Raw genomic sequence first — 22,428 nt, forward strand, 5'->3', positions numbered from 1 at the left:
CTCCGGGCCCGGCCAGCTCGCGACGGCTGGGCGCCAGTCCGGGCGCGGTGGCCGCCACTATTTTCAGCCCGGAGCCCCATTCGGTTAAAAAAATTCTAATAATAATTCAGCGAGTCAGCTTGCCTTTTGGGCCGCTACAAGCCGCAGGCGCCTTTAATAGGATTTGGTAAATATGCTAAATTCCCTGAGTAAGAAACCAATAATTAGTGCCACTACGTAGTTTCGAGCCTTGCATCCCCCACTACGCCCTGCTGTATGAATAAAGGAATGGTCCCGTTGCGCGCGTCTCAGTTGCTTGCTTTTTTCCTATTCCTGCTCAGCCAGTCGTGCTTTTCTCAAACCGAGGAACGAATTGCCATTACCGCTGCCACGCCCTACGGAGATACCGGGCAAAACTACCAGCCCTGGCTCGACGATAACCTGGCCAACGAGGTGGAAAACAACTGGTCAGAGGAAAATCAGAAGTACGTGGCGGTGATTCTGACGCTGGCTAAGAAAACGCAACTCAGCCGGCTTGCCCTCTACGACGGCCAGGGCGAGTTTGAGGACAAGCCGGCCTACCTCTTTGCCCTCAACAACGGCACCAAGACTTATATCGGCAAGTTTGATGGACAGCAGTACCAGGCCTGGGCTGACTTGCCCGTGAGCGCCACTGCCACGGCCGACGCCCTCATGGTGTGGAAGTTTGGCAATAATATTCCGCAAAAAATCAAGGTCTATGGCAACGGTGCGGCCGATGCGGACGCTTCGGAGAGCAGTGCGGCGCCTGTCGTGCTGGCGCCCCCGGCCCCGCTCAAAACCTCCACCTCGGGCCGCCGCATTACCATAGAAGTAACCTTCGACCAGGCGCCGGGGGCAGCCAGCAGCACGCTCACCGATTTGAAGTACGACAAGCAGGCCGTGCTTCAGTTTGAGGTCGATGATAACAACAGTGGGGCCGTACCAATTGCCAACTACCTGGCGCGGGGCAGCGGCCACCCTACCCTCACCGACGGCTGCGGCAACGCCGTGAACTACCGCCTGGCCGTGGCTGTGAACGGGCGCAGCAACTACGACAACCAGGACAACGGCAGCGGCCTGTCCGGCCGCGCCACCTGGGCCCAGCTGGCCGCCCTGGTGCAGGATGGCAACGCCTTGGAAAACCACGGCTACTACCACGACATGACGGGCAACTATAACTTTGGCGGTGACATCGCCCGCAACCTGCGCGAAAATGTGGCCTTCGTTTACAACCGCCTCAAGAACCAGGGTGTCGAGTACCGGATGCGCACAGTGGTGCGCCCCAACGCCGACCCCGGCTACGTGCGGGCCGCCGACGCGGCCGGCTACCTCGGCGCCACCTCGCAGGGCGAGGAGAACGGCTACGCGAAGTATCCGAAGTACGCAAAAACCGTGGACGTGCAAACCCTGCCCGCCGGTGGCTTCGTGCACCTGGGGCGCAATTTCTCCGAACTCAGCAGCTCGGAGCAGATTAATGACGTGAAGCAGGATGTGGACCAGCTGCTGGCCGGCAGCAACGCCAGTACGCACCTGCTCTACCGGGTGGGCACCCACCTGTCGTCCCTCTCGGCCGCGCAAAGCGTGTTCGGCCACCTCGCTGCTACGGCCAACGACCGGGTGTGGGTGACGCACATGGACGAGCTGCTGGAGTATTTGGAAGTAAAGCGCCGGGTGGTGAAGTCAGAGGCGCTGAGCGGTAACAAGCTCACTATCACCCTCGACTACGGTAACGTGCCGGCCATCAACCGCTACCGCGACCTTTCGCTGCGCGTGCGCGGCGGCACCATCCAGAGCGTGAAGGTGAGCGGCGCCGACCGCAGCTCCTACAACCGCCGCACGGGCCTGATTAACGTGTTTGAGCAGAACACGAGCTTCGCCGACCCGGCCAAGGATACGGGCCTGACCTCCGGCCCGGCCGATGCTGCGCTGCGGGCCGCCGTCCCGGCCCCCGCTCCCATCCCCGCCGAAACCCAGGCGCAGCTCAGTGCCTATCCCAACCCGTTTCTGACCCAAACTACCGTGCAGTTCGCCCTGCCTGAGGCGGGCCTAGCCACGCTGGACCTGCTCGATGTGAGCGGCAAAGTTGTGCGCCATCTCTTTGCCGGCCCCGTGGCCGCCGGCACGCCGCAGCAGCTGCCCCTGAGCCGGGAAGGCTTTACTCAGAAGTTCTACATCCTGCGCCTTATCACGGCCCGCAAGGTGCTGACTCACAAGCTGGGGCTCACGCCGTAGCGGCGGATATTTCAGGTAGAGCTAAGCCAAAAACTACGTCCCCGGGCAAATGCGGTCAGCATTCGTCCGGGGACGTAGTTTTTGGCTTAGAGCCGACGGGGGGGGGTAGGGAAGTAGCCGGAGCAGCCCGAGGCCGCCACGCCGCTAGTGCGGGTTGCGGGGGTAGTCGTAGAAGTAGTATTCGGCGGTTACTTTGCTGGCTTCGGCCCACTGCTCGGTGGCAAACTTCAGGCAGACTACGGCGGCGGTGGGCAGCTCCTTGAAGGAGGTGGGCGAGAGGGCGTTGGCTGTATCGGTGATGGTAGGGTTGTGGCCCACGAGCAGCACCGAGCCAGCCGTGTCGGGCAGCGCCCGGATGAGGGCCAGTAGCTCGTCCACATCGGCGCCGTAGATGCCGGCCTCCACCCGAATCCGGTCGTGGGGGTAGGGCAGCTCCCGGGCCACCAGCGTGGCCGTGCTCAGGGCCCGCACGGCCGGCGAGCTAACCAGCAAGTCGAGCACGACGTGGCGCCGGGCCAGGGCCTGTCCCATGCGCGGGGCGTCGTCGCGGCCCCGGTCGTTGAGGGGGCGTTCCTGGTCGCTCAAGTCATCAAAGCTCCAGCTCGACTTAGCGTGGCGCATCAAATACAAGGTTTTCATCGGCAGAACTGCTGGCAAGCTGGGTGAGATAGGGGAGCTGCTTTCCAGCGACGAAAGATAGGGGGGTAGGGATTATTTTGAATAGAAATAAAAAAAGCCCGCCGGAAAGGCGGGCTTTTTTCAATGAGGAAAAAAGGCGGTCATGCTCCATCTGGCGTCCGCTGGTCGAAGCATCTCGCGTGGGATGGTAACCTAATCGTCTGGTTGAGCTGATTACTTCCCCAAGTGAGATGCTTCGCTGCGCTCAGCATGACCGCATCCTTTTGGGGTTGAAACGAGAGCTACTCCTTCTCGAAACGCTGGTGGCTGGTGTGGCCGCTGGCGTCGGTCACGTCGAGGTAGTAGAGGCCGCGGGGCAGGCTCTGCACTTGCAGGTGGCCCCGGCCATCGTAGCGAGCCTGGCGCATCTCGGCGCCCTGCAGACTGTACACCCGCACGCTGGTTTGGGCCGGAGCGCTGAGGTTGGTCAGGTTCAGCACGCTGGCGGCGGGATTAGGATAGATGCTCACGGCCGAAGCGACCGGCGCGCTGGTGCGGGCGGCGCCGGCCGCAGTCGAGGTCAGCAGCGAGGCGCGGGCGCCGCCGCTGGCAAACAGGGCATTCATGCGGGCGCTCTGGCCCGAGGAGAACATGTACATGCAGGCGTCGTCGGTGTAGTCCATGTAGTTCATGCTCATGTCGCCCTGGTTGGCGCACGTCACGTGCGGGTAGGTCGGGCAGCCGTAGTTGCTCGTCTGCTGGGTGGGCGTGTCGCTCACCAGGTCATTGCCGCAGGAGGCGTCGCCCCAGATGTGGCGCAGGTTCAGCCAGTGGCCCACCTCGTGGGTGGTGGTGCGGCCGATGTCGTAGGTGCTGGTGTAGGTGCCGGCCGGGAATTTGGCCCGGCTGCCGAAGGCCGAATACAGGCACACCACGCCGTCGGTGCTGGCCGCGCCGCCCGGAAACTGGGCGTAGCCGAGCAGGCCCTGGCCCAGGTTGCAGGCCCACATGTTGAGGTACTGCCCGGCGGGCCAGGCGTTGTCGCCGCCGCGCTTCGAGTTCTTCACCGCGTCGTTGGTGCTCCACGAAGCGGTTTTGGTGTACTTGTGAATAATGCCGTTGGTCGGTGCGCCGGTGGGGTCTACGGTGGCGAGCTTGAACTGAATGCCGATGTCGGCGGCCACGCCCGCGAAGGCGGCCGGCGTCTTGCTGCGGTCGGCGTTGAGCTTGCGGAAGTCCTCATTCAAGACGTCAATCTGGCTTTGCACCTGCGCGTCGCTGATATTCTGGGCCGCCGTGTTGTAGAGCACGTGCACCACCACCGGAATGGTGATGACGGCCCCCGACGCGGTGAAGTTGGTCTGGGTGCGGCCCCCGGCGATGGCGCGACGGGTTTGGGCCTCAATGGCATCCATGCGCAGCTTCTGGGCCGGGTCGGCGGCCAGCTGGGCGTTCAGCACCTCGGTAGTGGCGCAGTTCCGGCCGGGCGTGCCCGAGGCGGTGGTGGGTAGCTCTGGCCGCGTGGGCAGGCCGCGGGTGGTGCCAAAATTCTGGGCTTGCACCGAAATTGACAGAAGAGTAGCGCTGGTCAAAGCCAGCGCGGCGGCGTAAATGTTTTTGACCATGTAAAAATGGGAAGAGAAGATTAGAAAGCTAATGCTGATGCAAAATAGGGATAATATTTTGAAATATTGGCAAGCAGAACCATAGTCTGCCTGTCAATATTTCAAAATACTACCCCTATTTTCTAGTTTGGCAATGGGCCGTAGCGTGGACGCTGCTAGCCCGCGCGTGAACGGTTTTGGCAGTGCCCACGCGAACTCGCAGAGCCCACGCCACGGTCGGCTACTCGGCCGGAGCGTACTGCGTCTGCGGGTAGCGGCGCTCGTGCAGCTCACGCACGCGCCGGGCCAGCAGCGCCCGCAACGCCTCGATATTGGTGCGCTCCTGGGCCGAGATGAACACCACCGGGTCGTGCAGCTGGGCCATGTAGGAGGCTTGCAGCTGTTCGAGCGGCGGACGAGGGGTAGGGAGTTCGGGGTCGATTTCCGGGTCGTCGTCCTCGAACACCGGCATGGCGTCGCCCAGGTCAGGGCGGTACTGGTCTATCTTGTTGAAGACCAGTAGCATGGGCTTGTCGGCGGCCTCAATGTCGCGTAGCGTGTCGTTCACCACCGCAATCTGCTCCTCAAAGGCTGGGTGCGAAATATCCACGACGTGCAAAAGCAAATCGGCTTCCCGAATCTCGTCCAACGTGCTTTTGAAGCTCTCAATCAGGCGCGTGGGCAGCTTGCGGATAAAGCCGACCGTGTCGGAGAGCAGAAACGGCGTCTGCTCCAGTACCACTTTGCGGGTCGTGGCATCGACGGTGGCGAAGAGCTTGTTTTCGGCGAAAATGTCGGCCTTGCTCAGCAGGTTCATCAAGGTTGACTTGCCCACGTTGGTGTAGCCCACCAGGGCCACCCGGATGGTGCCGGTGCGGGTTTTGCGCTGGGTATGGGCTTGCCGGTCCAGCCCTTCGAGCTGCTCCTTCAGAAAGGCAATCCGGTCGCGTACCACGCGGCGGTCGGTTTCAATCTCGGTTTCGCCCGGTCCCTTGGTGCCCACGCCGCCACGCTGCCGGTCCAGGTGAGTCCAGAGGCCGGTGAGGCGGGGTAGGAGATACTGATACTGCGCCAGCTCAACCTGCGTGCGGGCCGTGGCCGACTTGGCGCGCAAAGCGAAAATATCCAGAATCAGGAGCGAGCGGTCCAGGATTTTGACGCCCAGCTCGGCTTCGAGGTTACGCAGCTGCGAGGGCGTCAGGTCGTCATCAAACGCGACCATGCTGCTCTTCTCGTGCTGCACGTAGGCCTTGATCTCCTGGAGCTTGCCCTCGCCGACGTAGGTGCGGATGTCGGGCTTTTCGAGCCGCTGCACGAAGCGTTTGGTGGCCTGCGCGCCGGCCGTCTCAATCAGGAAGGCCAATTCATCCAGGTATTCGGTGGTTTGCAGCTCGCTCTGGCGGCGCGGCGGCACGCTCACGAGCACGGCGGTTTCCCGTTCGGGGGCAGTTTCGTAGGTGCCGTTGTTGCTTTTAGCCAGCAGGCGGCCGGCGCGGCCCTTCACGCCGTCAGTGACGCCGAAGTGCCGCTCGCTGTTGCCGGGCTTGCGGCCTTTGGAGGTGGGTTTGTTAGCCATAAGTAATGAAGAAGGTAGGCGGCCGGGCCGCGTAGTTGCCAAACGCGAAGGCCGGGCGAAACGTTGGGCCGGGCGGGCCGCCGCCCGGTATTTCGCGTATTTTTGAGCTATGACCCCTACAGTGCTCATCACCTCCCCGGCCGACCTCGACCCCCACGGCACCTATTCCTACGCCGACTACCTCTCCTGGCCTTTTGAGGAACTGGTGGAGCTGTGGCGCGGTAAAGTCATGCGCCGCATGAGCGCCCCCGCCGACCCGCATCAAGTGGCCGTGGGCAACTTACACCTAGCCTTCGGCAATCACCTTCGGCGGCAGCGCCGCCAAGTGCGCGTGGCGCCCTACGACGTGCGCCTGCCGCAGCCCGGCCGCACTACCGACGAAACCATTTACACCGTGGTGCAGCCCGATATCTGCGTCATCTGCGACCCCACGAAGATTGAGCACCGCGGCTGCCTGGGCGCGCCCGACTTGATTATCGAAGTGACCTCGTCCCGCACCGCCGCCCGCGACTGGAAAGGCAAGTTTGACCTCTACGAAGAAGCCGGCGTCGGCGAGTACTGGATTGTGCAGCCGCTGGAGCAGGATATCGCCGTTTTCGTGTGCGACGCCGCCACCGCCCGCTACCGCTTGGCCGGCGAATACGGCGGTCCCGGCCCCGTGCCCTGCGCCACGCTGCCCGGTCTGGGGCTGGACTGGGCCGACGTTTTCCCGGAGCCAGTGGCTTGATGAAGAGACTCTTATTTCTCGCCGAGGTCCGCTGAGGTTTACGCGCAGGCCCGCTGAGCGCAGGCGGCGTGGACGCTGCCAGATGACAGCATAAACAGATTGCTGGCAAAAAAGAACGTCACACTTTCCTGCGAAAGCGTGACGTTCTTTTTGTTTGGCCGTGCCGCTTGGCGGGGCCGACCCTCCGCTTATGGTCAAAATGAAGGGGTAGGGAATCAATAGAATGGCGCAAACTTTAAGCGGACAGTTAGCTCACGGCCGACCGTCCGCCCCGGCTTACTTCACCGGTTTGGCGGCGGCTTTGGCGAAGTCACCGGCTTTCACGATTGTCAGGTTCTTGTAGTCCAGATACTTGCGGGCGGCGGCGCTGACCTGCTCCGGCGTGAGGGCGGCAATGCGGCTTTCCAGCACCGTGTCGTAGGAGCCGAAAGTGCGGCCCTCGGCTTTGGTCAGGTACTGCGACCATTTGCGGGCCAACTGGTCGTCCTGGCTGCGGTCGACCTGGAAGCTTTGCAGCGCGGCCGACTTAGCGGCTTTCAGCTCGTCGGCCGTGATGCCTTTGCTGGCTAGTAGCTCTATTTCCTCGCGGTAAGCAGCTTCGAGGCGACCGGAGTTTTCGGGGTTGTAGATGGCGTAGGACATGAAGTTGCCGATTTCGTCGTTGTCGTCGGCGTACACGAATGAGCCCACGCCGTAGCTGACGCCCTCTTTCTGGCGGATGCGCGTGGCCAGGCGCGAGTTGAGGAAGCCGCCGCCGAGGATGTAATTGGCCATGTACACGGCCGCGTAGTCGGGCGAGTCGTCGCGCAGCGGGTAGCTCAGCCCGGCCACGAACATGGCATTGGCCTTGTCGTCGGTCTGGATGGCTTTGGCCGTGGCCGTCGCGGTGTTCTCGAAACGGCGCAGCGGCACCCGCACGAAGGCTTTGGGTGCTTTCCAGGAGCCAAGCTGGCTCTTCACGACTTTGCGCAGGGCCGGCTCATCGAAGCTGCCCACCACGGCCAGCGTGGCGGCCTGCCCGCCGTAGAAGCTCTTGTAGAAAGCCCGCACGTCCTCGACGGTCACCGCCCTGATGGCGCTGATTTCTTCGTCAAACGTCAGCGTCTCAAACGGATGGCCTTTGGGGTAGGGCGCGCTCAGGCGCTGCGCCAGGTTGAAGGCCAGCGCCTGCGGGTCCTGCTTGCGCGACTCGTAGCCGGCCAGGATTTCCTGCTTGAGCTTCTCCAGCTCCGCCGCCGGAAAGGTCGGATTGCGCAGGCAGTCCATGACCACGGCCAGCACGGCGGGCAGGTTTTGCTTGTTGGTCTGAATGCTCGCGTTGGTGCTTTGCCCGTCCCCGCCGATGTACACCTGCGCTTTCGCTTTGTCGAAGGCGTCGCGGATTTGGGGGTAGGAGCGGGTTTTGGTGCCGCGTTGCAGCATGTCGGCGGTCAGGCGTGCGAGCACAGCTTTGCCCGTCAGGCTGGCCTCGTCGCCGTAGCGCAGCTTTAGGCTCATATTCACCGCGTTGCCGCGGGTTTGCTTGGCCAGCAGGGCCAGCTTTACGCCGCCCTCGACACTGCGCTTGGTGCGGGCGTCGATGTTGGCGGGCGTGGCCTCGAAGGCTTCGCCGGCCGCAATGGCGGCCTCGCCTTTGTAGCCCTTGACCAGCATCGCCACGTCGGGCGCGGCCGGGATGGTAGCGCGGCTGGGCTTGGCGTCGGGGATAAACACGCCCACGGTGCGGTTGCTGGGCTTGAAGTAGCTGGACGCCACGCGCTGCACGTCGGCGGGCGTCACTTTGCGCAGCTGGTCGCGGTAGAGGTAGACGAGGCGCCAGTCGCCGCTGGCCACGAACTCGCTCATGGCCAGCCCGACCTGCTCGGAGTTTTGAAATAACAGCTCCACATCCTTGAGGCGCTTGGTTTTGGCGCGCTCTACTTCCTCGGCCGTAGGCGCCTGCCGGGCCACGTTGTCGAAGGTGTTGAGCAGGAGGGTGCGGGCCGAATCGAGGGAGCGGCCCTGGCGCACCTCGGCGTAGAAGTAGGCGAAGCCGGCATCGTGCAGGGTCGGCGCGAAGCCCCACTGGCTGGCCGCTTTCTTGCTCTCAATCAAAGATTTGTAGATGCGGCCCGACGGCTCATTGGTGAGCACATCCACGAGCACGTCGACGGCGGCGTAGTCGGGATGGGAGCCGGCCGGCACGTGGTAAGCCACGCCCAGGCCCTGCGTGTCGCCGACGCGGCGCAGGGTCACGGCGCGCTCGCCGTCTTGCACGGGCTCGGTGGTGTAGGTGGCTTGCAGCTTGCGCGCGGGGCGCGGGATGTTGCTGAAATACTGGTTTACTAGGGCCAGCGTCTTGGCCTCATCGACCTTGCCGGCCACGAGCAGCACGGCGTTGTCGGGCTGGTAGTGTTTCTGGTAGAAGGCCTTGAGATTGTCGACCGGCACCAACTCAATGTCTTCCTTCGAGCCAATGGTCGACTTGCCGTAGTTGTGCCAGAGGTAGGCCGAGCTGAGCACCCGCTCCATGAGCACGCGCTGGGGCGAGTTTTCGCCGCTCTCGAACTCGTTGCGCACCACGGTGAACTCGCTGGCCAGGTCTTCTTTCTTGATAAAGGAATTTACCATGCGGTCCGACTCCAAATCCAGGGCCCACTTCAGGTTCTCGTCGGTGGCGGCGAAGGTTTCGAAGTAGTTCGTGCGGTCGTACCAGGTTGTGCCGTTGGGCGAGGCGCCGTGCTCGGTCAGCTCCTGCGGCACGTTGGGGTGCTTGGGCGAGCCCTTGAACACCATGTGCTCCAGCAGGTGGGCCATGCCCGACTCGCCGTAGCCCTCGTGCCGCGAGCCCACCAAATAGGTGATGTTGACCGTCATCGTGGGCTTCGACTGGTCGGGGAAGAGCAGCACCCGCAGCCCGTTTTTGAGCTGATACTCGGTGATGCCCTCCACCGACGTGACGCGGCTCACGCCGGCGGGCAGGGCGGAAGCGGCCTTCTGCTGGGCCAGGGCCGGGCTGAAACTTAAGCCCAGCAAGGCCAGGGCGGGCAGCCACTGGCGCAATAAGCTACGGTTTTGCATGATAAAAAGAGAGGAAGGTGGAAAGGTGACTCTCAAAAGGTTACTGCGAATAAAGCAAAATAATCATGTAAAAGAGCAATACTTGGTTAACGAGGTTGCAAGCCGGTGCGCCCGACGTTTTCCGGCGAGGTTGGGGCGGCACGTGGGGATAGGAAAACCGGACCCGCGCCCGCGCGGCAGCTTGCTGGGGAAGCAGGGGGTAGGGAATGCGGAAAGCCCCGGTGAGGCGGCCGGTTTGGGGAAACCGGTCGCCCCACCGGGGCTTGCACTTGGTCGCGTCGGCGGCGCCGGTGCGGCTTACTTCAGGGTGAGCGAATACGCTACGACGGCCGCAATCTGCGGGGGCGTGAGCTGCTTCTGGAAGCTCGGCATCTTGCCCATGCCGTTGGTGACGAGGTAGGTGCGGCCGAAGGCGTTGAGGTTGCTTTTGGTCAGGTCGTGGGCGCCGTTGAGGCCGAGGCGGCCATTGGGGCCGTGGCAGCGGGCGCAGTTGCGGGCGTAGAGCACTTTGCCCGTGAGCGGGGGGGTAGGCGCGGGGGCGGCGGCCTGGGCCGCTGGGGCCAATAGCAGCGCGGCGGCCAGCGGCAGGAAGTTCTTCATCACGGCTACGCAACACGAAAACCAGACCGAAAGTAACCGCGCCCCCCGACCTTTGCCAATGGGTGAATGGGTGGCACCGGCTCCGCATGACGACCATTCATTCACCCATTCACCCATTCACCCATTCACTCATCGCCCTAGAATGCGCGTCGCCCTGGTTATCAATACGTCCTGGAACATCTGGAACTTCCGCGCCAGCCTCGTGCGGGCCTTGCAGGCGGCCGGCCACGAGGTGCTGGCCATCGCGCCGCCCGACGCTTATTCGCCGCGCCTGGAAACCGAGCTGGGCTGCCGCTACGTGCCCATCCTCATGGAAAACAAGGGCACCAACCCAGTGAAAGACGCGCAGCTCACGGCCCGCTTTTACCGGATTTACCGAAGAGAAAAGCCCGACGTGGTGCTGCACTACACCATCAAGCCCAACATCTACGGCAGCATCGCGGCGCGGCTGGCGGGTGTGCCGAGCATCAACAACGTGAGCGGGCTGGGCACGGTGTTCATTATCAAGAACTTCGTGAGCAAGGTTGCGCTGGGGCTGTACCGCTTCGCGTTCCGGTTTCCGAGCAAAGTGTTTTTTCAGAATGCCGACGACCGGCAGCTGTTTTTGGAGCACGGGCTGGTGCGAAAGGAAATCACGGGGCTGCTGCCCGGCTCCGGCGTTGATGTGGCGCGGTTTCGGCCGGCGGCGTTTCGGCGGCAGCGGCCGTTCGTGTTTCTGATGGTGGCGCGGGTGCTGTATGAGAAGGGCGTGGCCGAGTATTTCGAGGCCGCCCGGCTGTTGCGGGCCGCCAGCCCGGCTGGCGCCGTGCGGGTGCAACTGCTCGGCGGCCTGGACGAGGCGGGGGGGGTAGGGATTTCGCGCGCCACGTTTGAGCAGTGGCTGGCGGGCGGCGAAATCGAGTACCTGGGCCAGTCCGACGATGTGGCCGCCCACCTGCACCGGGCCGACTGCGTGGTGCTGCCCAGCTACCGCGAGGGCACGCCCAAAACCCTGCTCGAAGCCGCCGCCTGCGGCAAGCCCCTGGTCACGACCGACGTGCCCGGCTGCCGCGAAACCGTGCTTGATGGCCGCAACGGCTACCTCTGCCAGGTGCGCTCCGGCTCCGATTTGGCCGCTAAGATGCAGCAGGTCTTGGAGCTTAGCGAAGCTGATTTAGCGCAGATGGGCCGGGCCAGCCGCCATCTGGCCGAAACTAAATTCGACGAGCAACTGGTGCTGAAGCAGTATCTGGATGCCGTCGCGGCTGTGGCGTGCTGAGGCAGAGCCGCGGAAGCAGGCGGAAGATCGAAAGGTGCAACGATAAAATATAATATATAAAATATTTATTTAAAATGTTGTTTTCGCCTGCTGGCGGGCTTTACCTTTGCCCTGCATGGAAGCTAAAAAATTCGCCATCGACGGCCTGATTGAGTTCACCCCGCGCCTATTTGGCGACCCGCGGGGCGTGTTTTTCGAGAGCTTCAGCGCGCGCCTCATGGCCGGCGCCGGCGCCGATGAGCAGTGGGTGCAGGACAACCAGAGCAAGTCGCAGCGCGGCGTGCTGCGCGGGCTGCACTTCCAGCGCCCGCCTCACGCGCAGGCCAAGCTCGTGCGCCTGGCCCAGGGCCGCGCCCTCGACGTGGCCGTGGACTTGCGCCGCAACTCGCCCACCTTCGGCCAGCACCAATCGGTAGAGCTGAGCGCCGAGCGCGGCAATATATTTTACATTCCGGTCGGCTTCGCCCACGGCTTCCTGGCCCTGGAAGACGAGACGCTGTTTCTCTACAAGTGCTCAGACTATTACGCCCCGCCCAGCGAAGGCGGCCTGCGCTGGGACGACCCCGGTTTGAACATCAACTGGGGCACGGAAGTCGCGCCGCTGGTTTCGCCCAAAGACGCCATTTTGCCGCGGCTCAGCGAGCTGGAAAGCCCGTTTTAAGGCAGTTAGCGGGTAGGCAGGGGCAAACAGAACGTCATGCTGAGCGCAGCGCAGCGGAGCCGAAGCATCTCTACCGCTGACTAATTCATTCGTTGTAGAAGCTGATTACTTCCCCGAGCGAGATGCTTCGCGCTGCTCAGTATGACGTTCTGGTTGCGTCGGCCTATCCCCTTTCCACTGCCTTTAAAGCAGCTCTACCAGCGTTTCCAGGCCCATGCCGCGGCTGCCCTTGAGCAGCACCGGCTGGCCCTGGGGCGAGTGCTGGCGCAGCCACTCGGCGGCCTCGGGCTTGCTGGCGAAGTGCCGGAACGCAGGGCTCATGCTGGCCGCAGTAGCCATTTCGGGGCCGATTAGCACCACTTCCAAATCGCCCGCCTGACTCAGCTCGGCCAGCAGCCGGCCCAGGGCGCGGTGCTCGGCGGCGCTGGCCTCGCCCAGCTCAAACATGTCGCCGAGCACCACCACCCGGGGCTGGCCGGGGGGGGTAGGGCGCCTAGCGAAGCTGCGCAGCGCCGCTTCCATGCTGCTGGGGTTGGCGTTGTAGGCGTCGAGCAGCAGCGCATTGCCGCGGGCGGTGCGGATTACTTGGGAGCGGTTATTCTGCGGGTTGTAGCCGGCCAGGGCGGCGGCCACGGCGGAACTTGGCACCTCGAAAAAAGCACCCACGGCGGCGGCGGCGGCCAGGTTGGGGAAGTTGTAGGCGCCAGTGAGCTGGGCGGCCACTTCGGTGCCGTCCCAGAGGCGCAGGGCCAAGGCCGGGTCGGCGGCAAGCAGCGTAGCGGGGTAGGTATCAGTTGGTCCGGGGTAGGTGAGTAGGGGGGGGGTAGGAAAGTTGCCGGCCGGCGCGGCGGCCCGCGACCGCGCGGCTACGGCCGGCAACTGCGCGTCGAGCGTGTTTACGAAGAGTCGGCCGCCGCGCGCGGCCAGGTAGCGGAATAGCTCGCCCTTGCCCTGCGCTACCCCCGCTTCGCCGCCGAAGCCTTCCAGATGCGCCCTGCCGATGTTGGTGATGAGGCCGTGGGTGGGCTCGGCGTAGTGGCAGTACGAGGCGATTTCGCCCTGGTGGTTGGCGCCCATCTCGACCACGGCCAGCTCGTGCTCGTCGAGCCTGAGGCGCAGCAGGGTCAGGGGCACGCCGATGTGGTTGTTGAGGTTGCCGGTGGTGGCCAGCACGCGGTACTTGGTGGCCAGAACGGCCGTCAGCAGCTCCTTGGTGGTGGTTTTGCCGTTCGAGCCGGTGATGGCCAGCACGGGCCCCCGGAAGCGGCGGCGGTGCTCGTGCGCAAGTTCTTGCAGGGCTTGCAGCGGGTCGGGGGCGAAGGTGTAGCGGGCGGGCTCGGCCTGAGCCGGGGCGGGGTCATCGGTGACGGCGTGGCTGGCGCCTTTTGCCAGCGCCCCGGCCGCAAAGTCGGCGCCGCGAAAGCTGGGGCCATTCAGGGCGAAGAACAAGGTGCCCGGCTGCGGCTGGCGCGAATCAGTGGAAACCTGGCCGCCAGCGGCCTGAAACTTCGCGTAGAGCGCCGTAGTTGGAAACATTCAGTGAATGAGTGAGTGAAGCGCAAAGAACGTCATGCTAAGCGCAGCCGAAGCATCTCTACCGCAGCAGTATTCAGCGGTAAACAACGAATGAATTACGACGCGGTAGAGATGCTTCGACAAGCGGACGCTAGACGAAGCATGACGTTCTTTATTTTGTAAATCTGTTAAAATAGCAATCGACTACGCCCCCTTCTATGCCCCGTCTGCTCCTCGCCCTGCTCTGGCTGCTGCCGCTGGCCGTTGCCGCTCAATCGTCCGGCGGTTCTTCATTCGGCTTCGAATACCGGCCCAACGTGGCCCAGGTGGTGCAGGGCCCCGCCGACACGCTGCGCCTGGCCTTCGCCGGCGGGCTGAACACGCCGCAGTTCAGTCCGATTGACCTTAATGGCGACCAGCAGGCCGACCTCTACGCCTTCGACCGGCTCAGCGGGCGCTCCTTCACTTTTCTCAACGTGGCGGGGGTAGGCGGGGGCCGCGCCTGGCAGTACGCGCCTGACTATGAGTCCATTTTTCCCGTCGACCTGTTCAGCTGGGCTTTGCTGCGCGACTATGACTGCGACGGGCGCCCCGATTTGTTTACGTTCGCGCCGGGCGGCGACGTCCGGGTGTTTCGCAACGTGCCGGGCGCGGCCGACGGACGCCCCAGCTTCGTGCTCACCACCAGCCAGCTGCGCTACGGCGGCACTGGTCCGGGCGCCGGCAACCTGATTACGGGCGCCTACAACCTGCCCGCCATCCAGGACGTGAACGGCGATGGCCGGCTCGACATCCTCACGTTTGAGTATGCCAGCAGCAGCACCCTGGAGCTGTATTTGAACGACAGTCCGGCCTGCGGCGGGCTGAGCTTCGCGCTGAGTTCGGCCTTCTGGGGCGGGCTGCGCAGCTGCGGCTGCACCACCTACTCGCGGCCCGGCGTGAGCTGCCGCCCTACCCCCCCCGCCCCCAACCAAACCGCCCACACGCCCAGCCACAGCGCCCTGCTGCTCGATGTGGACGGCAACGGCACCCTGGATTTCCTGGCCGGCGCCGACAACTGCGACCAGCTGGCCACGCTGCTCAACGACGGTCCGAGCGCGGTCAGCCCCAGCTTCGGGCCGGCCGCCGGTGCCAGCCCGTTTGCGGCGGCGGCCGTGCCGGTGCTGCCGTCGGCCTATGTTTTCGACGCCAACTTCGACGGGCGCCCCGACGTGGTGGTAGCGCCCAACATGCTGGAAAACGACGAGGATTTGGCCAGCCTGCGGGCCTCGGTGCGCTTGTTTGAGAATACGGCCGCCGCGGGCGCGGCCCCGGCCTACCAGTTGGCGGCGCGCCCCTTTTTGCAGGGCGACATGCTCGACGTGAGCGAGCAGGCGGCGCCCGCGCTGGCCGACGTGGACGGCGACGGGCGGCTGGATATGCTGGTGGGCAACCTCGGCGAGCAGGCGGGGGTAGGGAGCGGCGCGGCTGGCTACCGCGCCAGCCTGCGCTACTTCCGCAACGTGGGCACGGCCCGCCGCCCGGTGTTCCGGCTCGTCACCGATGACTACCTGGGCCTGGCCGCCCGCGGCCTCACCCACCTGCGCCCCGCCTTCGCCGACCTCAACGCCGACGGCACCCTGGACCTGGTTTATGGCGCCACCACGCCGGCCAGCGGCGCCCACGCCTTTTATTTTCGGCTGAATGCGGCGCCGGCGGGCCAGCCCGTGAGCTTCGCCACGGCGCCGGAAAGCACCCTGCAAGGCGCCGGCCTGCCCACCCAGCCCAATGACACGGCCGGCTTTTTCGACGTGGACAACGATGGCTTCGTGGATGTGCTCGTCGGCACCAATGAGCCGGCCGCCGGCCCCGACCCGGCGGCCGGGGCGCTGCGCTACTTCCGCAACCGCGGCACCGGGCCGCTGGCTTCCCGCTTCGAGCTGGCCGAGGCTGACTTCGGGCGGGTGCGCACGGCGGCCGGCGAGCGGCCCGGCAGCCTGGCCCCGGTGGTGGCCGATTTCAACGGTGACGGCCAGCCCGACCTGCTGACCGTGGACGGCTCCGGCGATGCCCAGCTCTTTGCTAATGTGCGCGGGCAGCGGGCCACGGGTGGGGCCTTCGCCGGGCGCGCCGAGTTATTTTTCAACGCTCTGACCGGCCAGCTGGAGCCCGCCCGGCAGCGGGGCGGCGGCTTCGGGGCGCACCCGGCCGCCACCGCCGCCGACCTCGACGGCGACGGCCGCCCCGAGCTGCTGGTGGGTACCGAAACCGGCGGCTTGCTCAGCTACGGCGGCCGGGGCACGGTCCTGGCTTCCCACCCGCCCCAATTCCCTACCCCCTCCTTCGGCTTCAACCTCTACCCCAACCCCACCCGCGGGCAGCTCACGGTCGAGCTGCCCGCCCCCGCCCGCATCGAGGTGCTGGACCTGACCGGCCGCCGCGTGCGCGCCGCGGTGGCTTTGCCGGCCGGCCGGCCGGCTTTGGAGCTGCGCGGGCTGGCGCCGGGCGTGTATTTGCTGCGCGCCACCGCCGCCAATGGCAGCAGCGCCACCCGGCGTCTGACGGTGGAGTAGGGGGTAGGGAATCAGGCCAGGCCTGCGGGAAGCAATGCCCAGTTGTGGGCACTGGTTTTGGGTTGGGGCCTCGTCTATTTCAATACATTCGTGTGCTTATTTGCCCATCCTTTCCCGGTTCTGTGAAAAAACGCTTTTTCTGTTCTTTCCTCGGTGCCTTCTCCTTGCTGCACCTGCCTTCATTCGGCCAAGCGCAAAAAATCCCCAAACAGCTCGACGCCTTGGTTGCGGCGTATGCCAAAGCTGGGCAGTTCAATGGCACGGTGCTCGTGGCGCACCACGGCAAGGTAATTTTTACCAAAGGCTACGGCTTGGCCAACCGCGAGTGGAACCAGCCCAACGCGGCCGACACCAAATTCCGCATCGGCTCGCTCACCAAGCAGTTCACGGCGATGCTGGTGATGCAGCTAGTGGAAAAAGGTCGGCTCCGGCTCGATGGCCCCGTGAGCGACTACCTGCCCAACTACCCCAAGCCCAACGGCGACAAAATCACGCTGCACCACCTGCTTTCGCACACCTCGGGCATCCCCAACTTCGCGGCTTCGGCGGCTCGCGAAGCAGCCAGTCGGTTGCCGACCACGCCCCAGGCGGCGGTGCGCGGCTTCTCGGCGCTGCCGCTGGAGTTTGAGCCAGGCAGCACGTACCGATACAGCAATTCCGGCTACATTTTGCTCGGGGCCATTATCGAGCAGGTGACCAACAAGCCCTACGCCCAGGTGTTGGCCGAGAACATTCTGCAACCCCTGCACATGCAGGACACCGGCTACGACCTGCCCAGCACCATTATACCGAAGCGGGCCGCGGGCTACGAAAAAACCGCAGCCGGCGTGGTCAACGCCCCCTACCTCGACATGACGGGCCCCTACGCGGCGGGCTCGATGTACTCCACCGTGGGCGACCTCTACCAGTGGGAACAGGCGCTGTACACCACCCAACTACTCTCCGAAGCCGGCAAAGCGCAGATGTTCAAGCCCTTCAAGAACGACCACGCTTACGGGTGGAACACGGCCCGGCTTCTCATGGGCGCCGATACCGTGGCCGTGCTGCGCCACGCCGGCGTTATTAACGGGTTCCGGGCCTTCCTGCTTCGCGCCCCCAAGGACCACCACCTCGTGGTGGCGCTCGACAACGAGAGCAACGATTATACGCCCAAAATCAGCACAATGCTGCTGCGGGTGCTCTACAACCAGCCCGCCGTCGGCCCCGAGCCTGAGCCCCAGCCGCCGAAGCCTTAGAAGCTGTTTGCATTAGACCTTCAGGCTGTCAGCACGATGTGGAGGCGCCTGTTTGCATCTTGCCGTTGAACGGAAAGTAACCTTTCGGTGCGACCAACGAGACGCAAGCAGGTGTCTCCACATCCTGGCGACTGCTTTTTATTAACTCATGGCCTTGGTTAAAAGTTTGGTACAAAGGTTAAACGAGCGGCCACTCGGTGGGTGTACCACCACCAGCTGGTGGTGCACCGGTGGAGCCAGAAAGGAACTCCTTTTTGATAACCCCCGATGCCCGTTCATCCGACCGACCAGCCCAAGCGCGTCGCCCTCTACGCCCGCGTCTCCACCCTCGACAAAGGGCAGGACCCGGAGACGCAGCTGCGGCCGCTGCGCGAATACGCCCAGCGCCGCGGCTTCGCCGTGGTCGGAGAATACGTGGACCAAGCCTCGGGCACCAGCGAGGACCGGACGCAGTATAAACGGATGATGGCCGCCGCCAAGAAACGGCAGCTCGACGCGGTGCTGGTCTGGCGCTATGACCAGTTCGCCCGCTCGACCCAGGCGCTGGTCAACGCGCTGAAGGAATTCCAGAGTCTGGGCGTGGACTTCGTCTCTTACCAGGAAAACATCGACACGACCACGCCAACGAGCGAACTGATTTTTCACGTCATGGCCTCGCTGGCTCAGTTTGAGGGCGCCCTCATCAGCCAGCGGGTGCGCGCCGGCATGGCGCGGGCCAAAGCCCAGGGCAAGCATGTGGCCCGTCCCCGTTTGGCGACCGCTAAGCAGGAGGCCATTGCCCAACTCCTGAGCGAATTCCTGTCCATGAATCAGGTTATCAAGCAGTTAGATGTGGCCTATGGCACCGTCTACAATTACGCCCAGAAGCTAAAGAGTGCTTAGCGTGTGAATCCGCCCTTTTGGAAGAAGAACCTCGTAAACTGCCAATACACTTCGCTCGTACTGCAGCTTCAAGTCACTACTCCGCTGCCATACGCGGTACCCACACCTTTCGCTGCCGGTTTGTCCCCTACCTATCGCCCATTCTACTTTTCTCACCCAATGAAGACATCGGTATTACGCATCCTTTCGGCAGCTGCCCCCCCTCCCCAGCCCGTTCCCACCGGTCCGGCAGCCCGCTTCGGCAAGCTTAGGCTGGCCTCCCTACTGCTGCTGATTTTTTCATTGCCGCGCCCAGCCCAGGCGCAGAACGACGTCATGCTGCAGGGCTTCTACTGGGACGTGCCAGTGGATGTGGCCGCGAAAAACGGCACGTGGTGGGACAACCTGCGGGGCAAGGCAGTGGGCATGAAGAACGCCGGCTTCACCGCCCTGTGGGTGCCCCCGCCCTCCAAGGGCAATGTCGGCATTTACGACATGGGCTACGGTCCCTTCGACCACTACGACTTAGGCAACTACAACCAGAAGGGCACCACCGAGACCCGCTTCGGCAGCCGGACCGAGCTGAACAATCTGATTACTACGCTGCATCAGAACAACCTGCAGGTGTACGCCGACATCGTGCTCAATCATATGTATACTGGCGACGAGCAGTCGGAGCCAAACCCAGCCCTGAAAGCCTACGTGTTCAACGAAGCCAAGGTTGGCGGCGTCCAGCACCAAAGCTACCCTACCAGCGAAATCAAGTGGGTACTGCCCGCCCAAACGGCCGGCGACTATTACATCCAGATCAAGGGGTACAACCTACCGTCGGCCACTACGGCGGAGCGAAGCTATGAGCTGGTTATTACCTACGGGACCCCGGTAAACGGCTCCTACTGGTGGGAGAACGAGCCGAACAACGGCGGCGGGCAGAGCAACCCCTATCCCGGCTCCGGCATCCCGATGCGGGGCCGCAGCGACTCCGGCACCGACCTAGACGAGTACAAGGTGACGCTTACCAGCACCCAGGACATCGTTATCCGGCTAGTGCCCAAGCGGGAAGTCTCGGGTCAGTGGCTGGATGCGGCCGCTACGAACGGCTTCTACCCGGTGGCCGTCTGGAAAAACGGCACCCAGCTCAACTCCGGGCTACAGGCCCGGACCAATACCAAAATAACCCTGCCCGCCAAAACGGGCGCCGGCGAGGCCACCCTGGCCTGGGACTACCGGGATTTCCATCCCGTGGATGCCAATGATTTCCTCTCGTTTGAGGTCGGCGACGGGGTGCTGCCGAACGTGAAGTGGTTTGGCAACGACGTTAACACCTACAGCGCCGCGGTGCAAACCAAGTTCAACAACTGGGGGGCCTGGCTGGTCAACACCGTGGGCTTCGACGGCTTCCGGCTGGATTTCGTGCGCGGCTATCAGGAAGGCTTTCTGGCTAGCTGGATTAACAACCTGCCGAAACTCAATAACGCGCAGCGCTTCATCGTGGGTGAGTACTGGTGCAGCCCGGCGGGTAGTGTACCCAATATCAAGAGCTGGGTCAATAATATGGCCGGTCTGGGCACCGCCACCGCAGCCTTCGACTTTCCGCTGAAGTTTTCGCTCAACTCCCTGTGCAACGGCGACCAGAACTTCGACATGACCGCTCTGAACCACGCCGGCATGGTGCGCAACAATGGCGGCAACGCCCTGCCCAGCTCGGCCGTCGTCACCTTTCTGGAAAACCACGACACCGGCAAGGAACACGACAACTGGGTGACCAAGGATTTCAAGCTGGGCTACGCCTACCTGCTCACCCACGAGGGCCGGCCGTGCGTGTTCTACCCGCACTACTACGGGGTGCAGCAGACCGACTTCCAGAACAACAGCCTCACCGTGACGCCTCCAGCCGCTCTGAGAGACGACCTCAACAAGCTGATGTTTGCCCGGCGCACTTACCTCGGCGGCAGCCTGAGCGTGCTGAGCCAGACCGGCAACCCCTACCCGGCCGCCGACACCCGGAACGTGTACGTGGCCCGCCGCCAGGGCGGCAACGGGAAGAATGGCGCCATCGTCGTCCTCAACAACCATAACACCGGCACCAAAGGGCTGTGGGTTGACAGCTCGCCGGCCGGATTTCAGAACTGGACCGGCCTAACGCTGGTGAATGCGTTTGACCCTTCGCAAACGGCTGTGGTGCAGTCCGACGGCCGGGTAAACCTCAGCGCGCCGGCCCGCGGTTACACTATATGGGTCCGCCAAAGTGAGTACGTGACCTACAGTGCCCCGACTGCGGCGCGGGGGGCAGCCCAACCTCTTTCTTCTCCGAAGGAGGTTACCTCAGCCGGAGTAGAAGGGTTTCGCGTTTACCCTAACCCAGCTACCAATAAAATTAGCGTGATACCCGGAAATAACTTGTCTGGACCCATCACCCTCAGGATTCATAATGCGCAGGCACAGCTAGTATTGAGCAAGAAAGTATGGGTAGTGGCCGAGCTGCAGGAGGTGGCTATTGCCCGCCTGCCGGCTGGCCATTATACCGTGTCCATTGAATCAGCCCAAGGAATTGAAAGGCAAAGCCTGTTCATTGTCCACTAGCCGGTAAGGCAGGTAGCGCCGTTATATTCCCCGGTGGGGCTGCGCACGACCGACTCCGTATTGTGGATATTCGTAGAAAATGGGGTTCTTTTAATAACGGGACTGAGGTGGTCTAGCTAGGCCGCACAGAGTTGGGACGTAGTTTGGAAATGGGTTTCGAAGTGGTTGGGGGCGAGATAGCCGAGAGCGGAATGCCGACGCTCGGCGTTGTAATAGGCGAGATAGTGGCTGATTTCCAGTCGAGCTTCGATGAGATTGGCGAAGCTGCCGCCGTCGAGCAACTCGGTTTTGAGCCGGCTCCAAAAGGATTCAGCGTGGGCGTTATCATAGCAGTTGCCGCGGCGGCTCATGCTCTGCACCGCCTCGTGACGGGCTACTAAGTCCTTGAAGTTTGTGGCCGCGTATTGGCTGCCCTGGTCGGAGTGGACCACCAGCCCGGCCGCGGGCTGACGGATGGCCAGGACCCGACGTAAAGCTTCGCTGACCAAGTCTTCGGGCATGGATTCGCGCACATCCCAGCCCACGACCTTGCGCGAGTAGCGGTCGAGCCAGGTAGCCATATACAGCCAGCCGCCACCTTGTTGGGGCAGGTAGGTGATATCACCCACCCAGACCTGATTGGGGGCGGTTGGCGCGCGCTGGTCTAGCAACAGGTTCGGGGCAGCGCGCACGTTCGGGTCCGAGTCGGTGGTGCGGGGCACAAACGAGCGCGGCTGCTGGGCGCGCAGGCCCGCCGCGGCCAACGCCCGCCGGATGCGCCAGCGGCCGACCTAGTAGCCTTGCGCGTGCAGCTCGGCTCGCAAGCGGCGAGTACCGTAGCGGGCGGAATGCCACCTAAACGCTGCGCGCACAGCTACTTGCCAAGCTGGTTCCGGGGTGGGAGCTTGTCGGCGCTGCCAGGTGTAGTACGCACTAGCCGACACGCGCAGTACCTGGCAAAGCTGGCGCACGGACACATGGACCTGGCGCTGAGCGATGTAGTGGTAGGTACTCACCGGCTCGGCTGGCCAAAGATGACCAAGGCTTTTTTTAAAATGTCGAGCTCCTGCTCGGCCCGCTTGAGCTGGGCGCGCAGCTGGCGCACCTTCGGGTCGCGGGCGACCTCGACGCTGCCGACTTCGGCGGTAAGCTGGGCTTGCTGCCAGCGGTAGAGCAGCTTGGGGCTGATGCCGAGTTGCTGGGCAGCCGCCTGGGTGCTACAGCTCTCCGAGGCTAGACGCAGGGCCTCGGCTTTGAAAGCATCATCGTATTTGCGCCGTTTATCGGGCGTCTTCTTGCTCTTTTCTGCACTCATGACTCAGGAAATATACGTCCTGCTTCTGTGCGCCTAACCTAGACCACCTCAC

At 63.6% G+C, this 22,428-nt stretch carries 15 protein-coding genes and 1 pseudogene; 8 read left to right on the plus strand and 8 right to left on the minus strand.

Annotated elements, in window-relative coordinates; genetic code table 11:
• Positions 1 to 291 precede the first annotated feature (291 nt).
• Positions 292 to 2,232 (plus strand): hypothetical protein, encoded by a 1,941-nt coding sequence (locus ACFE70_RS17420; RefSeq protein WP_375419059.1) that lies wholly within the window; start codon positions 292 to 294, stop codon positions 2,230 to 2,232.
• 144 nt (positions 2,233 to 2,376) lie between these two features.
• On the opposite strand, the gene ACFE70_RS17425 is transcribed toward ACFE70_RS17420, so the two are convergent.
• The 3 genes from ACFE70_RS17425 to hflX form a co-directional block, all read right to left on the minus strand.
• Entirely contained in the window at positions 2,377 to 2,889 is a 513-nt protein-coding gene (locus ACFE70_RS17425; protein WP_375419060.1) for a histidine phosphatase family protein, read from the minus strand.
• Between the two features lie 263 nt (positions 2,890 to 3,152).
• Positions 3,153 to 4,475, minus strand: a complete 1,323-nt coding sequence (locus tag ACFE70_RS17430) for a M43 family zinc metalloprotease (RefSeq protein ID WP_375419061.1) — start codon at positions 4,473 to 4,475, stop codon at positions 3,153 to 3,155.
• A gap of 220 nt (positions 4,476 to 4,695) precedes the next feature.
• Positions 4,696 to 6,030 carry a GTPase HflX gene (gene hflX / locus ACFE70_RS17435; protein WP_375419062.1) on the minus strand — a complete coding sequence of 445 codons (1,335 nt, stop codon included), beginning with the start codon at positions 6,028 to 6,030 and terminating at the stop codon, positions 4,696 to 4,698.
• 109 nt (positions 6,031 to 6,139) lie between these two features.
• Here hflX and ACFE70_RS17440 point away from each other — a divergent pair, with 109 nt between their 5' ends.
• The gene (locus ACFE70_RS17440; protein WP_375419063.1) at positions 6,140 to 6,757 is read left to right on the plus strand and encodes a Uma2 family endonuclease; all 618 of its coding nucleotides are present in this window, start codon (positions 6,140 to 6,142) and stop codon (positions 6,755 to 6,757) included.
• Positions 6,758 to 7,033: 276 nt separating this feature from the next.
• Here the strand turns inward: ACFE70_RS17440 and ACFE70_RS17445 are convergent, their stop codons facing one another.
• A complete protein-coding gene (locus ACFE70_RS17445; RefSeq protein WP_375419064.1) occupies positions 7,034 to 9,817 on the minus strand; it encodes a M16 family metallopeptidase in 2,784 nt (927 codons plus the stop codon).
• A gap of 297 nt (positions 9,818 to 10,114) precedes the next feature.
• Positions 10,115 to 10,417: a c-type cytochrome gene (locus ACFE70_RS17450; protein ID WP_375419073.1), complete on the minus strand. Its 303-nt coding sequence runs from the start codon at positions 10,415 to 10,417 to the stop codon at positions 10,115 to 10,117.
• Positions 10,418 to 10,559: 142 nt separating this feature from the next.
• Here ACFE70_RS17450 and ACFE70_RS17455 point away from each other — a divergent pair, with 142 nt between their 5' ends.
• Together ACFE70_RS17455 and rfbC are read left to right on the plus strand one after the other, a co-directional pair.
• Positions 10,560 to 11,675, plus strand: coding sequence for a glycosyltransferase family 4 protein (locus ACFE70_RS17455; RefSeq protein WP_375419065.1), 1,116 nt, complete (start codon positions 10,560 to 10,562; stop codon positions 11,673 to 11,675).
• 115 nt (positions 11,676 to 11,790) lie between these two features.
• Positions 11,791 to 12,336, plus strand: a complete 546-nt coding sequence (gene rfbC, locus ACFE70_RS17460; RefSeq protein WP_375419066.1) for a dTDP-4-dehydrorhamnose 3,5-epimerase — start codon at positions 11,791 to 11,793, stop codon at positions 12,334 to 12,336.
• Between the two features lie 183 nt (positions 12,337 to 12,519).
• Here the strand turns inward: rfbC and murF are convergent, their stop codons facing one another.
• Complete coding sequence (murF, locus tag ACFE70_RS17465; protein ID WP_375419067.1) at positions 12,520 to 13,872, minus strand: UDP-N-acetylmuramoyl-tripeptide--D-alanyl-D-alanine ligase; 1,353 nt, start codon at positions 13,870 to 13,872, stop codon at positions 12,520 to 12,522.
• A gap of 197 nt (positions 13,873 to 14,069) precedes the next feature.
• On the opposite strand from murF, the gene ACFE70_RS17470 reads away from it, so the two are divergent.
• The 4 genes from ACFE70_RS17470 (at position 14,070) to ACFE70_RS17485 (ending at position 21,082) form a co-directional block, all read left to right on the plus strand.
• A complete protein-coding gene (locus tag ACFE70_RS17470) occupies positions 14,070 to 16,403 on the plus strand; it encodes an FG-GAP-like repeat-containing protein (RefSeq protein WP_375419068.1) in 2,334 nt (777 codons plus the stop codon).
• Between the two features lie 122 nt (positions 16,404 to 16,525).
• Positions 16,526 to 17,638 (plus strand): serine hydrolase domain-containing protein, encoded by a 1,113-nt coding sequence (locus ACFE70_RS17475; RefSeq protein ID WP_375419069.1) that lies wholly within the window; start codon positions 16,526 to 16,528, stop codon positions 17,636 to 17,638.
• Between the two features lie 267 nt (positions 17,639 to 17,905).
• Complete coding sequence (locus ACFE70_RS17480) at positions 17,906 to 18,520, plus strand: recombinase family protein (RefSeq protein WP_375419070.1); 615 nt, start codon at positions 17,906 to 17,908, stop codon at positions 18,518 to 18,520.
• A 159-nt stretch (positions 18,521 to 18,679) separates the two neighbouring features.
• Entirely contained in the window at positions 18,680 to 21,082 is a 2,403-nt protein-coding gene (locus ACFE70_RS17485) for an alpha-amylase family glycosyl hydrolase (RefSeq protein WP_375419071.1), read from the plus strand.
• 116 nt (positions 21,083 to 21,198) lie between these two features.
• Here the strand turns inward: ACFE70_RS17485 and ACFE70_RS17490 are convergent.
• Both ACFE70_RS17490 and ACFE70_RS17495 read right to left on the minus strand, forming a co-directional pair.
• Positions 21,199 to 21,840, minus strand: a pseudogene (locus ACFE70_RS17490) (IS3 family transposase); the annotation flags it as partial.
• A gap of 233 nt (positions 21,841 to 22,073) precedes the next feature.
• Positions 22,074 to 22,376 carry a transposase gene (locus ACFE70_RS17495; RefSeq protein WP_375419072.1) on the minus strand — a complete coding sequence of 101 codons (303 nt, stop codon included), beginning with the start codon at positions 22,374 to 22,376 and terminating at the stop codon, positions 22,074 to 22,076.
• Between the last annotated feature and the right edge of the window lie 52 nt (positions 22,377 to 22,428).

It is taken from the genome of uncultured Hymenobacter sp., assembly GCF_964243305.1.
Classification (GTDB): Bacteria; Bacteroidota; Bacteroidia; order Cytophagales; family Hymenobacteraceae; genus Hymenobacter.

Bases quoted from the DNA above. Each gene is read 5' to 3' on its own strand.
- ACFE70_RS17455 (WP_375419065.1), top strand. From the start codon at position 10,560: ATGCGCGTCGCCCTGGTTATCAATACGTCCTGGAACATCTGGAACTTC.
- rfbC (WP_375419066.1), top strand. From the start codon at position 11,791: ATGGAAGCTAAAAAATTCGCCATCGACGGCCTGATTGAGTTCACCCCG.
- ACFE70_RS17430 (WP_375419061.1), bottom strand. From the start codon at position 4,475: ATGGTCAAAAACATTTACGCCGCCGCGCTGGCTTTGACCAGCGCTACT.
- ACFE70_RS17470 (WP_375419068.1), top strand. From the start codon at position 14,070: ATGCCCCGTCTGCTCCTCGCCCTGCTCTGGCTGCTGCCGCTGGCCGTT.
- ACFE70_RS17445 (WP_375419064.1), bottom strand. From the start codon at position 9,817: ATGCAAAACCGTAGCTTATTGCGCCAGTGGCTGCCCGCCCTGGCCTTG.
- ACFE70_RS17495 (WP_375419072.1), bottom strand. From the start codon at position 22,376: ATGAGTGCAGAAAAGAGCAAGAAGACGCCCGATAAACGGCGCAAATAC.
- ACFE70_RS17450 (WP_375419073.1), bottom strand. From the start codon at position 10,417: ATGAAGAACTTCCTGCCGCTGGCCGCCGCGCTGCTATTGGCCCCAGCG.
- ACFE70_RS17485 (WP_375419071.1), top strand. From the start codon at position 18,680: ATGAAGACATCGGTATTACGCATCCTTTCGGCAGCTGCCCCCCCTCCC.
- ACFE70_RS17480 (WP_375419070.1), top strand. From the start codon at position 17,906: ATGCCCGTTCATCCGACCGACCAGCCCAAGCGCGTCGCCCTCTACGCC.
- murF (WP_375419067.1), bottom strand. From the start codon at position 13,872: ATGTTTCCAACTACGGCGCTCTACGCGAAGTTTCAGGCCGCTGGCGGC.
- hflX (WP_375419062.1), bottom strand. From the start codon at position 6,030: ATGGCTAACAAACCCACCTCCAAAGGCCGCAAGCCCGGCAACAGCGAG.
- ACFE70_RS17440 (WP_375419063.1), top strand. From the start codon at position 6,140: ATGACCCCTACAGTGCTCATCACCTCCCCGGCCGACCTCGACCCCCAC.